11 protein-coding genes are annotated in these 12,472 nt (G+C 73.1%); 5 read left to right on the top strand and 6 right to left on the bottom strand.

Going from position 1 to position 12,472, the window contains the following annotated elements; genetic code table 11:
* Positions 1–257: 257 nt before the first annotated feature.
* On the top strand, positions 258–1,385 hold the full coding sequence (locus ACFVXG_RS24325) for a DMT family transporter (RefSeq protein WP_387930494.1): 1,128 nt from the start codon (positions 258–260) through the stop codon (positions 1,383–1,385).
* On the opposite strand, the gene lepB is transcribed toward ACFVXG_RS24325, so the two are convergent.
* Entirely contained in the window at positions 1,348–1,956 is a 609-nt protein-coding gene (lepB, locus tag ACFVXG_RS24320; RefSeq protein WP_387930493.1) for a signal peptidase I, read from the bottom strand. The genes ACFVXG_RS24325 and lepB overlap by 38 nt on opposite strands.
* 429 nt (positions 1,957–2,385) lie before the next feature.
* The gene (locus ACFVXG_RS24315) at positions 2,386–2,721 is read right to left on the bottom strand and encodes a chorismate mutase (protein WP_387930492.1); all 336 of its coding nucleotides are present in this window, start codon (positions 2,719–2,721) and stop codon (positions 2,386–2,388) included.
* A gap of 246 nt (positions 2,722–2,967) precedes the next feature.
* On the opposite strand from ACFVXG_RS24315, the gene ACFVXG_RS24310 reads away from it, so the two are divergent.
* Both ACFVXG_RS24310 and ACFVXG_RS24305 read left to right on the top strand, forming a co-directional pair.
* Complete coding sequence (locus tag ACFVXG_RS24310) at positions 2,968–3,393, top strand: OsmC family protein (RefSeq protein ID WP_350504848.1); 426 nt, start codon at positions 2,968–2,970, stop codon at positions 3,391–3,393.
* Between the two features lie 502 nt (positions 3,394–3,895).
* The gene (locus ACFVXG_RS24305; protein ID WP_387930491.1) at positions 3,896–6,022 is read left to right on the top strand and encodes a putative bifunctional diguanylate cyclase/phosphodiesterase; all 2,127 of its coding nucleotides are present in this window, start codon (positions 3,896–3,898) and stop codon (positions 6,020–6,022) included.
* A gap of 101 nt (positions 6,023–6,123) precedes the next feature.
* Here the strand turns inward: ACFVXG_RS24305 and ACFVXG_RS24300 are convergent, their stop codons facing one another.
* Both ACFVXG_RS24300 and ACFVXG_RS24295 read right to left on the bottom strand, forming a co-directional pair.
* Positions 6,124–7,215, bottom strand: a complete 1,092-nt coding sequence (locus ACFVXG_RS24300) for an LLM class flavin-dependent oxidoreductase (RefSeq protein ID WP_387930490.1) — start codon at positions 7,213–7,215, stop codon at positions 6,124–6,126.
* Between the two features lie 293 nt (positions 7,216–7,508).
* Entirely contained in the window at positions 7,509–7,673 is a 165-nt protein-coding gene (locus tag ACFVXG_RS24295; RefSeq protein ID WP_387930489.1) for a hypothetical protein, read from the bottom strand.
* Between the two features lie 286 nt (positions 7,674–7,959).
* On the opposite strand from ACFVXG_RS24295, the gene ACFVXG_RS24290 reads away from it, so the two are divergent.
* Both ACFVXG_RS24290 and ACFVXG_RS24285 read left to right on the top strand, forming a co-directional pair.
* Positions 7,960–8,547 (top strand): DedA family protein, encoded by a 588-nt coding sequence (locus ACFVXG_RS24290; protein WP_387930505.1) that lies wholly within the window; start codon positions 7,960–7,962, stop codon positions 8,545–8,547.
* A gap of 431 nt (positions 8,548–8,978) precedes the next feature.
* Positions 8,979–10,259, top strand: coding sequence for a hypothetical protein (locus tag ACFVXG_RS24285; RefSeq protein WP_387930488.1), 1,281 nt, complete (start codon positions 8,979–8,981; stop codon positions 10,257–10,259).
* Between the two features lie 87 nt (positions 10,260–10,346).
* Here the strand turns inward: ACFVXG_RS24285 and ACFVXG_RS24280 are convergent, their stop codons facing one another.
* Entirely contained in the window at positions 10,347–11,249 is a 903-nt protein-coding gene (locus ACFVXG_RS24280; protein ID WP_387930487.1) for an alpha/beta hydrolase, read from the bottom strand.
* Entirely contained in the window at positions 11,246–12,331 is a 1,086-nt protein-coding gene (locus ACFVXG_RS24275) for a branched-chain amino acid ABC transporter permease (RefSeq protein WP_387930486.1), read from the bottom strand. Before ACFVXG_RS24275 ends, ACFVXG_RS24280 begins: the two co-directional genes overlap by 4 nt.
* Positions 12,332–12,472 lie beyond the last annotated feature (141 nt).

The raw sequence follows: 12,472 nt of genomic DNA, 5'->3' as shown, positions 1-12,472 counted from the left end.
GACCACTGACCTCGGGTTGGTGGTCCGGCCGACGGCCGACGTCGTTGTCGGAGGTTTCGGTGATCCGGTCGGTGCTGATCGGTTGCGGTCGGTGCCGCTCGGGGGCGGTCGGCGCCGCTCGGGGGCGGTCGGGGGCGGTCGGGGGCGGTCGGTGCCGCTCGGTTGCGGTGATCACGCCTCTGCGGACAGTTGAGACCAGGACCAAATGACGAAATGGTGCCTTACCGAGATATCGGTATGACTGTCACAATGCGCCAGTGCACAGATCAACGGCCTCGCCCACCCGCCCCTCGGGCAGAACCCTCGGCCTCGGCCTCGCGCTGGTCTCCGCCTTCGCCTTCGGCGGCTCCGGCACCGCGGCCAAACCGCTGATCGAGGCGGGACTCTCCCCCCTGCACGTGGTGTGGCTCCGGGTCACCGGGGCGGCCGTCGCCCTGCTCCCGATCGCCTACCGGCACCGGGACGCCGTCCTGCGCCGCCCCGGCCTGCTGATCGGCTTCGGCCTGCTCGCCGTGGCCGGCGTCCAGGCCTGCTACTTCGCCGCGATCTCCCGCATCCCGGTCGGCGTCGCCCTGCTCATCGAGTACCTCGGGCCGCCGCTGCTGATCGGCTACGTCAAGTTCGTGCAGCGCAAGCCGATCAGCCGGGGCGCGGCGATCGGCGCCGGCGTCGCGGTGGCCGGACTGGCCTGCGTGGTGGAGGTCTGGAACGGCCTGAGCTTCGACGCGCTGGGCGTGCTGTTCGCCCTCGGCGCGGCCTGCTGCCAGGTCGGCTACTTCGTGCTCGCCGACGCGGGCCGCCGGGGCGAGCGCCCGGTCGACCCGCTGGCCGTCAGCGCGTACGGGCTGCTGATCGGTGCCGTCCTGCTCACCGTCGTCACCCGGCCCTGGCAGGCCGACTGGAGCCCGCTCGGCGAGTCCGTGGTGATGAACGGGCACAGCCTGCCCGCCCTGATCCCGGCCGCCTGGATGGTGCTGGTCGCCACCGTGCTCGCCTACCTGACCGGCGTGATCTCCGTCGGGTACCTCTCGCCGCCGATCGCCGGGGTGGTGGCCAACCTGGAGGCGGTGGTCGCCACCGTGCTGGCCTGGGTCCTGCTCGGCGAGCACCTGGGGCTGCCGCAGGTGGCGGGCGGCCTGCTGGTCCTGGCGGGCGCCTTCGTGGCGCAGACGAGCCGGCCGCCGACGGCGAAGCCCGCCGAGGCGGGCGCCGCTGCTGGGGCGGTCACTGCTGGAGCGGGTGCGAGCTCCATGGGCGCGACGGCCTCGGGAGCGACGGCTTCGGGAGCGACGGCCTCGGGTGCGAGCACTGCGGGAGCGGGCGCTGCGGGAGCGACCGCCTCCCGGGTCAGCGGCCGGTCCAGCCGAACCAGTCGAGGTGACTGACCGGCCACACCACGGCCGACACCGGGCCCACCACGTTGCCCACCGGCACGGCGCCGCCGCCCGGCCCCTGCCGGTGCCAGCGGGAGTCCGCCGAGTCGCTGCGGTGGTCGCCCTCGACCCAGATGTAGCCCGCGGGCACCTTCACCGGACCGAAGTCCAGGCCCGCGCAGGAGTCGTCGCCGGGGTGCAGGTACGGCTCGTCGACCTTCCTGCCGTCGACGGACAGCGTGGTGCCCGTGCACTGAACGGTCTGGCCACCGGTCGCGATGACCCGCTTGACCAGGTAGTTGTCGTCCTTCGGCGGCACCAGCCCGACGAAGCTCAGCACCGAGCTCACGGCATTGGTGAGCGGGTTGGTGTCGACCGGCTGAGGCGGCAGCCAGTTCCCCGGGTCCTTGAACACCACCGGCTGCCCCGGCTCCGGCGTCCAGCCGGTCAGCGGCGCGAGCTTGTTCACACCGACCCGGTCGCCGATCCGCAGGGTGTTCTCCATCGACCCGGACGGGATGGTGAAGACCTGGAACAGGCAGGTCTTGATCAGCAGCGCGACCACCAGCCCGACCGCCGCCATCGCCGGGATCTCGATCCACCACGGCCGGGGCCTGCGCCCCGCCCGGCGGGCCTTGCGACCGCGCGAACCCCCGGCCCGGCGACGGGCCCCGGCACGGCCGCCTGACGCACCCGGACCGTGCGGCCCGTCCTGGGCGTCCCGGGGGGCTGGTACGGCGGATCCGCTGGGAGCTCCGCTCGGCGTTTCGGGCAGGTTCACCGCCATCGTCGCTGCTCCACCTCTCCGGCTGGGGAAACCTGCACGCTACGCCAACCGGGGGACCGCACGAAATCCGGGACTTAGCCTCCCCCGACATCGCCCGGCCGCAGGGGCAGAGCCGGTCCGATACCGGCGCGGCACGGGCTCGGTACCGGCGCTGCGCCGCCGTGGAGTTCCCTGGTGTTGCCCGGAGTCGCCCGGAGTCGCCCGGGGGACGCCTCGGGGGCGCGTTCAGGCGCGGGCGATGGCCTCGTGGTGGCGGATGACCTCGGCGATGATGAAGTTCAGGAACTTCTCGGCGAAGACCGGGTCGAGCTTGGCCCCGGCGGCCAGTTCCCGCAGCCGCTTGATCTGGTCCCGCTCCCGGGCCGGGTCGGCCGCCGGCAGCTTGTGCTCGGCCTTGAGCCGGCCGACCCGCTGGGTCGCCTTGAAGCGCTCGGCCAGCATGTGGACCACCGCGGCATCGATGTTGTCGATGCTCTCGCGCAGGCTGGTCAGCTCGGCCCGCACCGCGTCGTCGATCCCCTCGGGCGCGCCGGCGTCGGGGGTCGTGGGCTGGTCCGTCATCGGGGCGGCTCCCGGTGTCTGGGGTGGGCGCCCGACCGTACGGCGGCCGGGCTCGGGCCCCGGCAAATCTAACAGGGCCCCCGCGCCGGACCGGCACCGTCCGGAGGAACCGTCCAACATCCGGACAGCCGGTCGGACCGTCCGCCGCCCGGCTCCGCGGCGGGGCTGCCCGTAGTCTGGTGCGTGCATGACCGGAAGTGACGACTCAACAGTCCCTCAGCACTGTCAGCACTGGAGGAACCGATCGTGGCAACCACTCGCACCGCCCGCACGGCCTGGGAGGGCGACCTCCTGCACGGCAAGGGGCAGGTGACCTTCGCCTCCTCCGGGATCGGCGAGTACCCCGTCTCCTGGCCGGCCCGCGCCGAGGAGCCCAACGGCAAGACCAGCCCCGAGGAACTCATCGCGGCCGCCCACTCCGCCTGCTTCTCGATGGCCCTCTCCAACGGCCTGACCAAGGCCGGCAACCCGCCCACCACGCTGGACACCCAGGCCGACGTCACCTTCCAGCCCGGCACCGGCATCACCGGGATCCACCTGACCGTCACCGGCGCGGTGCCCGGACTGGACGAGGCCGGCTTCGTGAAGGCCGCCGAGGACGCCAAGGCCAACTGCCCGGTCAGCCAGGCCCTGACCGGTACCACCATCACCCTCACGGCCAAGCTGGCCTGACCGCCGCCCCGGCCGTCCGGGGCGCACCCCGGCCCCGCCCCCGGCGCGCAACCAGCGCCCGGGGGCGCGGTCTCGGCGCACGCGCTCCCGGCGCACCTCACGTGAGGTGTACCGGGGGCGTCTGAACGTTCTGCCACGCATGATCCCAAACGGGGCGAATCACCCTGCCGGCGGTCACCGCGCGTTGCCGTCGCGGCCTATGATCGGCCGCAGCGCCCTGTTCTCCACCCGGGTCCCCGCGCGACGACGCCCCACGGCGGACGCCCCTCAGCGGACCGGCCCCGAGACCTCGACAGAGTGCGGAGCCGGCCGCCGGATTCCCGATCGGCCAGGCGGACCATCGTCAAGCGTCAGCAGCGGACGGGAGCATGCCGTGCCGGGCCAGAACGAGGGGGCCGACGCACACCACCCAGGCGTGCGACACGAGGAATCGTCACACCACCGCTCGTCCCACCACCGCCACCCCGCCGCGCCGCTCCTCGATCCGGTGGGCCCGGAGCCGGTGAGGCTGGAACCGGTGGGCCTGGACCCGGTGGCCCTCATGGCGGCGGTGGCTTCGTCCGCCCCTTCCTCCGCCGCCTCCGCCGTCCTCTCCGCTTCGTCGGCCGCCGGCTGCGGCACCCTGGAGGCCCCGGAGGTGCGGCTCTGCCCCACCTGCTCGGCCCCGTTGGCCGACGGTGCGCACGCGGGCGACGCCGACGCCCCAGGCCGGCCCGGCGGCGACACCGACCGGCTGCTGACGGCCCTCCGGGCCAGCGAGTCCCGCTTCCGGGCCGCCTTCTGCGACGCCGTCATCGGCATGGCCCTGATCGACCCCGAGGACCGGATCATCGAGGTCAACCCCGCCTTCGCCGCGCTGGTCGGCCGCGGCGTCGGCGAGCTGGCCCGCACCCACCTGCACGAGATCATCGACCCGGAGGGCCTGCCGCACCGGCTCTTCGACGGCCTCGTGCACGGCGAGCGGGAACGGTTCCGCGTGGAGAAGCAGCTCAGGCACCGCGAGGGCCACACGGTCTGGGGCAAGGTGACGGTCTCGCTGATCCGGGACCCCGCCGGGCAGCCGCTCTACACCCTCGCGCTGGTCGAGGACCTCACCGAGCAGCGCCTGCTCGGCGACCGCCTGGAGTACCAGGCCCTGCACGACCCGCTGACCCGGCTGCCCAACCGGACCCTCTTCTTCGAGCGGCTCGACGCCGCCTGCCTGCCGACCACCGAGGCCCCCGGCAGCCGGGGGAACCGCGATCACCGCACGGACCGGGGGCGGCGGGCCACCGGGGCGGACGGACGGCGGGTGGGCGTCTGCTACCTGGACCTCGACGGCTTCGCCGCGATCAACGAGACCCTCGGCCACCACATCGGCGACCAGTTGCTGGTCGCCGTCGCCACCCGGCTCCGGCGCGGACTCGCCGAAGCGGCGGAGCGGGACGCCCACCTGGTGGCCCGGATGGGCGGCGACGAGTTCGCCGTCCTGGTCACCGACAGCGTCGACAGCGAGCAACTGACCGCCCTGGCCGGACGGCTCCTGGAGGCGCTGGAGCGCCCCTTCGACGTCGCCGGGCACCGGCTGGTGATCACCGCCAGCGTCGGCGTCGTCGAACGGTCGGTGCACGAGACCACCCCGACCGACCTGCTCAAGGACGCCGACGCCACCCTCTACTGGTCCAAGGCCGACGGCCGCGCCCGCTGGACCCTCTACGACCCGGACCGCGGCGCCCACCAGCTCACCCGCCAGCTGCTCGCCACGGCACTGCGGCCGGCCCTGGAGCGCGGCGAGTTCACCATCGAGTACCAGCCGCTGGTCGGCCTGGCCGACGGCACCGTGCACGGTGCCGAGGCGCTCGTCCGCTGGCGCCACCCCCGCTACGGGACGCTCTCCCCCGACCGCTTCATCCCGCTCGCCGAGGAGTCCGGCGCCATCGTGCCGCTCGGCAAGTGGGTGCTGGAGGAATCCTGCCGCCAGGCCCGGCAGTGGCTCACCGAGTTCCCGGACACCGAGACCTTCGTGAGCGTCAACCTGGCGGCCCGCCAGATCTGGGACTCCGACGTGGTCGCCGACGTCGCCCGCGCCCTCGAACACACCGGCCTGCCCGCCCGGCTGCTGCAACTGGAGATCACCGAGAGCGCCCTGCTCGGCCCGGGCGGCCGTCCGCTCCAGGCTCTCCAGGCGCTCGCCGACATGGGCGTGCGGATCGCGATCGACGACTTCGGCACCGGCTACTCCAACCTGGCCTACCTCTCCCGACTGCCGGTGCACGTCCTGAAGCTCGACGGGACGTTCATCGAGGGCTTCCGCGACCCGGCCCCCGCCCCGGCCCCGGCCGTGAGCGCGGCCGGCGGCGCGGCTGGCGGCGCGGCCGAGGGCGTGGTGGCCGCGGACCGGCCGGACCGACCGGAGCTCCGCTCCCGGCGCAGCGACGCGGACGAGCAGATCGTCGGCGCGATGGTGCAGCTGGCCCACACCCTCGGACTGACCGTCACCGCCGAGGGCATCGAGAGCGCCGCCCAGGCCGAGCGGCTCCGCCTCACCGGCTGCGACACCGCCCAGGGCTGGTACTTCGCCCGACCCGGCGAGGCCGAACTCGTCGCGGCGATACTCCGCGAGGGCCGCCCCACCCCGAGCGGCCGCTAGCCGGACGGGGTGGGGGCGGAACGGGGCGGGCGCAGCGGGGCGGGGCGGGGCGGGCCTGGTCAGGCCGTCGCGGTCAGACCGTGTCGCTGAGCTCGTTGCCGTCAGGTCGTCGCGGTCAGACCGTAGGCCTCGGCGATCATGCCGTAGGAGCGGAGCCGGGCCTCATGGCCGTGGATGTGCGAGGTGACCATCAGCTCGTCCGCACCGGTCCGCTTGCGCAGGGCCTCCAGGCCGTCCGCGACCTGGCCCGGGGCGCCGAGCACCACGTTGTCCAGCCAGTTGTCGATGAAGTCCGCCTCGACCGGGCTGTACGGGTACTCCTCGGCCTCCTCCGGGGTGGGGATCGGGCCGGGGTTGCCGCGCCGGAGCCGGAGCATGCCGAGGGCCGCGGAACGGGCGAGGCGACGGGCGGCGGTCTCGTCCTCGGCCGCGACGGCGCTCACCCCGATCAGCGCGTACGGCTCGCTGAGCACGGCGGAGGGGCGGAAGGACGTCCGGTACAGGTCCAGGGCCGGGATGGTGTTGGCGCTGCTGAAGTGGTGGGCGAAGGCGAACGGGAGGCCGAGGCGGCCCGCCAGCTGGGCGCTGAAGCCGGAGGATCCGAGCAGCCAGACCGGCGGCCGGCCCTCGCCCTTGGGCACGGCGGTCAGCCGGTCGTAGGGGTGACCGGCGGGGAAGTCCCCTTCGAGGAAGTGGGTCAGCTCGGAGAGCTGGAGCGGGAAGTCGTCCGCGCCCTCGGAGACGCCGCGGCGCAGCGCGCGGGCCGTGGCCTGGTCGGTGCCGGGGGCGCGGCCGAGTCCGAGGTCGATCCGGCCGGGGTGCAGGGCCTCCAGCAGGCCGAACTGCTCGGCGATGGCGAGCGGCGCGTGGTTGGGGAGCATGACGCCGCCCGAGCCGAGCCGCAGCGTCGTGGTGTTGGCCCCGAGGTGGGCGATCAGGACGGCCGGGGTGGAGCTGGCCACTCCCGGCATGCCGTGGTGCTCGGCGACCCAGAAGCGGTGGTAGCCCCACCGCTCGGCCCGGCGGGCCAGCTCGGTGGTGGCGGCCAGGGCCTCGCTGGGCGTGTACCCGACGCCGACGGTGGCCAGGTCGAGGATCGAGAGCGGAGCGGGGGCCGTGCCGCGGGCGGTGCCCCGGATCGCCTCGCTGGCCCCCGGCCCGGTTCCGTGCTCCTGCTGGTCCTCGGTGGTCATGCCGTCCGCCCTCCTGGCTGTGGTGGTCCGGCTCTGCTGCGAGCCGGCCGTCGTGGGCGGCCGCGCGGGTCTCGGACGGCCCGGCGGTCGCTGCTGCCGACGGGGGTCAACCACGGTCGCGGGCGTGCTGTTCCCGCGCCTGCCGCTCGATGTCGGTGCCGTTCCCGTGCGGTTCGCGTGCGGTCCGGATGAGATTCGGATGAGTTTCGGGACCGGTCCGTGTGCGGTCCGTGTCCGGGGCGGCTGCCGCTCGCCCGGTTCGCACGGGTCGGCCGACCGACCGTTCGGATGACTCAGAGCCAGCAGTCCGACACGGATGGCGACTTCACGCCAGGGTCGGAACTCGCCAGCCGCAGCGCTCGCGATCGGCCGCCGGCTTCGGGCAGGCTGACGATCAGGAGCTGGATCATCGAGCGGATCCGTGTTCCGTCAGCAAGGTCGTCGGGCTGGACCAGCACCGATCGATCCCTGCGAGCCCTCGGTGCGGCACCCCGCCCCGGGGGCTCGTTCCGTTTCCGGCGGCCCGGCCCCGTGCTCGACCCCCGGCCCGCCACCGCCCGCCTCGGAGCCCGCCCGACCGTGGCGGGCCGCACTCCGGTCGGCGGGATCCGCACGCCGCGATCACCTGCTGTGACCTCCGCCGCACCGGGGTGCTTCATGGCATGAAAAGTCGAAGCGCTAGCGTTGACCTCAGAGCCACCTGCTCCACCAGGGCGGCGTGGAGGGAGTAGGGCCTTGAACTTCGTGGCGGCGATCGGATCCTCGTGGATCTGCGCCCTTGCGCTCTTCGCCGTACTCGGCGACGCGCTGCTCCCCTTCATCCCGAGCGGCACCCTGGTCATCCTGGCCGTGCTCAAGACGGCGCAGATCAACGGTGCCCCGATACTGCTCGGCCTGGGCGTGGCGGTGGCCTCCTTCCTGGGTGACGTCCTACTGCTCCACCTGGCCCGGCGCGGCGCCCCGCTGCTGCAGCGCCGGCTCGCCAGACGCCCGAAGCTGGCGGCCAGCGTGGCCAGGGTGCAGCAGTCACTGCTCGAGCGCCCGCACGGCGGGGCGGCCGCGATGGTGGTGATCGCGCGGTTCGTCCCGGCCGGCCGGACCGTCCTGGACCTGGCCATCGGCCACTCCCCCGCGCATCCGCACCGGTTCCTGCACTGGTCGGCGCTGGCGGCGCTGGTCTGGGCCGCCTACATCGTGACGCTGGGCTGGCTGAACAGCCACTGGTTCAACACCGCCTGGCTGAGCCTGGCCGTCTCGTGCGCGGCGGCCACCGCCGTCAGCACCGCGATCGCGCGAGTAGTGCGCCGTCATCGGCGACTGGCCATGGTCTGACCGGTCCGGGAACGACCGGCGGCCTGCGCGCGGCGACAACTGGCCGGGTCCGACCGCGTCCGGCCGTCCCTATCCGCTCCTGGCCGCTCCTGGCCACGTCTGACCGCGGGGCGCCGCCAGGAGCACAATTGCCCCTTACAGGCGATGCTCCGTACCGAGCGCTGACGAACTCTGACCGGTGCGGGTGGAGCGGCGGTACCGTACTTCCCTGACGGCACGCAATGCGAAGCGTCACAGGACCGCAACAGACGACGAATCCCTGCAGCCCAGCCGGGCACCCCCGGCGTGTTGACTGTCGTCGGAGCCAGGCGACCTTGGAAGCCGCTACGGCGACATGACATGCTAACGGCGGAATATTCATCAATTGCCCGATTTGACCGGTGCGGCCCCGGGTCGCCCTCACCACCGGTCGACCGGTACCAGGGGAGACCATGACCAGCATCTCGCGCAGGACGGTGCTCAGTGCGACCGCTGCGACCGCAGCCCTCGGCGCGGTCTCGGCCTGTTCCAGCGGCGGATCCGGTTCGGGGCAGAACTCCACCTCACCTTCCTCCGGCAGCAATGCCAACGCCGGCCAGAGCGGCACCACCGACCCGACCCAGGCGGCGGTTCCCAAGGGCGCCCCGATCGGTGACGGATCCAACGCGGACACCGGTCCGCAGCCGAACCAGCCCAAGCCCGAGAAGCTCAAGCCGGGCGAGCGCCCGCCGCAGTTCGTGGTCTTCTCCTGGGACGGCGCGGGCGGCACCGACGACGGCCAGTTCCCCCGTTTCCTCAAGCTGGCGGAGCAGTACAAGGCCACGATGACCTTCTTCCTCTCCGGCATCTACGCCCTGCCCAAGGGCAAGTCCCAGCTGTACCACCCGCCGAAGCACGCGGTCGGCGCCTCCGACATCCCGTACCTGTCGGACGGCGCGGTCAAGAGCACCCTCAAGCTCGTCAGCCAGGCCTGGCTCGCCGGGCACGAGATAGGCACCCACTTCAACGGGCACTTCTGCTCCAGCCGTCCGGACAAGAACGGGGTCAACATGTGGACCCCGGAGGACTGGCAGAGCGAGATCGACCAGGCGATATCCTTCGTCACCCAGTGGCGGACCAACACCGGCTTCACCGACGTCGACCCGTTGCCCTTCGACTACAAGAAGGAGCTCATCGGCGGCCGCACCCCGTGCCTCGAGGGCCAGAAGGCGCTGCTGCCGACCATCGCCAAGCTGGGCTGGAAGTACGACGCCAGTTCCGCCGGCGGGCTCCAGATATGGCCGCAGAAGGTGCAGGACGGCAAGGTGTGGGACTTCCCGCTGCAGTCCATACCCTTCCCCGGACACACCTTCCAGGTCCTGTCGATGGACTACAACATCCTGGCCAACCAGTCCAGCGGCAGCACCAAGGGCGACCCCTCCAAGTACAACGACTGGCGCACCCAGGCCACCAACTCCTACCTGGCCGGGTTCGACCGCGCCTACAACAGCAACCGGGCGCCGTTCTTCGTCGGCAACCACTTCGAGCAGTGGAACGGCGGCATCTACATGGACGCCGTCGAGGAAGCCCTCAAGGCCATCGCTGGCAAGCCCGAGGTCCGGCTGGTCTCCTTCAAGCAGTTGGTCGAATGGCTGGAGGTGCAGGACCAGTCGACCCTGCGCAAGCTGCGCACCCTCAACGTCGGCCAGGCGCCGGCCGGTGGCTGGGAGAGCTTCCTCGGCGCGGCGGGCTGACCCGCCCGGACTCCGGCCGGCGGGGTGTTCGCACCCCGCCGGCCGTCGTCGTCCCGGCGCGGAGCCGCCGGGCCCGTTGCCTCGGGCCTATCCGGCGGCGGGGGCGTCCGCGAGCAGCTTGCGGACGATGAGCTCGGCCCCGGCCTCGCCCCAGAGGATCGAGTAGTGGTTGCTGTCCGGCACGGGCGAGGCCGGCACCCGCTCCCGGTCCAGCCCGGACAGCCCGATCCGCTGCTCGTCGTAGAGGCCCTGCGGCTCGTCGAGCAGGCCGCGCTCCGCCCAGAGCAGTTCGGCCGGGCAGGGTAGCCGGTGCACGGCCTCGGCCGCCTCCCGGTCCAACAGGACCTGGGCGCCGTCGGTCTGCACGGCCTCCAGCAGGCAGGAGGACCGCAGTTCGGGCTCCGCGCCGACGAGGTCGCGCTGGGTGTAGGCGTCGATCCCGTCGGACCAGTCGCCGAGCGCCGGGTGGCGCTGCCAGAACCCCCGGTAGGTGGCACGGTCCGGGAAGGTCATCGACAGCCGGGCCAGCGCGGGGCCGAGCACCGCGGCCAGGGCGTCCTCCTCGCGGACATCGCCCGGGAGCGGGAAGCTCAGGGCACCGTCCACCAGCAGGACCCGGCTGACGAGTTCGGGGTGCCGGACGGCGGTCAGGGCGGTGACCCAGGCCCCCATCGAGTGGCCGACGACCACGACGGGCCCCGCGCCGAGCCCGTCGATCAGCGCGGCCACGTCGTCGGCGTGCCGGGCCAGCCCGTACGGTCCGGTGACCGAGCGGCTGGCGCCGCGGCCCCGCAGGTCGGGGGCCAGCAGGGTGGCCCGCCCGGCGAGCCGGCGGGCGACCTCGTACCAGGCCAGGCCGTTGGCCGTGATGCCGTGCACCGCCACGACCGTCGGGGCCCCCGGCCGGTCGGCGGGCCAGGACAGGACGGCCAGGTCCCCACCGGGTACGGGGACGGTCGATTCCTCGGGCTTCAGCGGCGCGTGGCTCACGCGGGAGTACCTCCGGTGGGACGGGCCGGGCGCGCGCCGGCCGGTGTGCGGACCGGGCGGGCGGATCGGCCAGCGCGGATGCGGGCGGGCAGTCTAGCGAGGCCGCCGGGCAACAGGTAGACCACCGCGACGAACAAGGCGCCCAGCAGGAAGAGGGGTTGGGAGAGCGGCACCCGCAGCGCCGCGGGCAGGTCCGCGACGGTGTGCGAGTTGGCGAGGTCGCCGAGCCGGTGGCCGGCCCAGGTGTAGAGCACGCCACCGAGCAGCGGCCCCCAGCGGGTGCCGGAGCCGCCGAGGACCACCATGACCAGCAGCGCGAGCGTGGCGTCCGAGCCGGCGGCCTGCGGCGTCGCCCCGCCGGTGAGCAGCAGGTAGACCACCCCGCCCAGCCCGGCGAGCACACCGGACAGCACGAAGGCGACCAACTTGTAGCCGTAGGGCCGCAGTCCGAGCACCTCCACCCGGCGCTCGTTCTCCTTGATCCCCTCCCAGACCCGCCCGGCCGGGGAGTTGACGGCCCAGTGGACCGCGGCGACCGTCAGCACCAGGTAACCGACGGCGATCCAGTAGAGGTTGGCGGTGTTCTCGATCCCGAGCAGGCCGGACGGCAGCAGGTCGGCCGGGGCGGAGCGGCCCTCCTCCCCGCCAGTGGCACCGCCGGGGTTGCGCTGGACGAGGATCGCACCGGCCTGGGCGAACGCGAGGGTGACCATGGAGAAGCCGATGCCGGTGACCCGCAGGCTCACCGAGCCGAGCAGCAGGGCCAGCGCCGCGGTGCAGGCGACGCCGAACAGCGCGGCGGCGGCGAAGGGGAGTTGCAGTTCGAGCATGCCGAGGTCGGTGGCGTAGAGGCCGGTCGCGAAGTAGAGCGCGTGGCCGAAGGAGAGCAGTCCGGTGCGACCGAGCAGGAGGTCGTAGCCGGTGGCGAGGGCCCCGTAGAGCAGGCACAGGGCGATGAGTTGGAGACTTCCGGGGCTGCCGAGCGGGCCGTCGAGCAGTCCCGGGACGGGAAGCGCACTGTATGGGGCGACAAGGAGCGTGATCAGCAGGGCGATCGGCCACCAGCGTAGCGCTCCGTGCACCACTGTCCAGCGATTAGTGACTGGATCACTCGTTCGAGGGATGGCGCCTGGCTCGTCCTTGTGTTCACAATGGGTCTCGGCAAGGCTGGTGTCAGTCCCCCTTGCCACAGTGGCGGTGTCGGCAGAGCTGGTGTCAGTCCC

This window comes from Kitasatospora sp. NPDC058162, from assembly GCF_042884005.1.
Lineage (GTDB): Bacteria > Actinomycetota > Actinomycetes > Streptomycetales > Streptomycetaceae > Kitasatospora.
The sequence above is the reverse complement of the archived record's forward strand: the minus strand, read 5'-3'. Positions and strand labels throughout refer to the sequence as shown.

Coding starts and splice junctions, on each gene's coding strand:
- ACFVXG_RS24315 (WP_387930492.1), bottom strand. CDS start 2,721: ATGACGGACCAGCCCACGACCCCCGACGCCGGCGCGCCCGAGGGGATC.
- lepB (WP_387930493.1), bottom strand. CDS start 1,956: ATGGCGGCGGTCGGGCTGGTGGTCGCGCTGCTGATCAAGACCTGCCTG.
- ACFVXG_RS24285 (WP_387930488.1), top strand. CDS start 8,979: ATGACCAGCATCTCGCGCAGGACGGTGCTCAGTGCGACCGCTGCGACC.
- ACFVXG_RS24300 (WP_387930490.1), bottom strand. CDS start 7,215: ATGACCACCGAGGACCAGCAGGAGCACGGAACCGGGCCGGGGGCCAGC.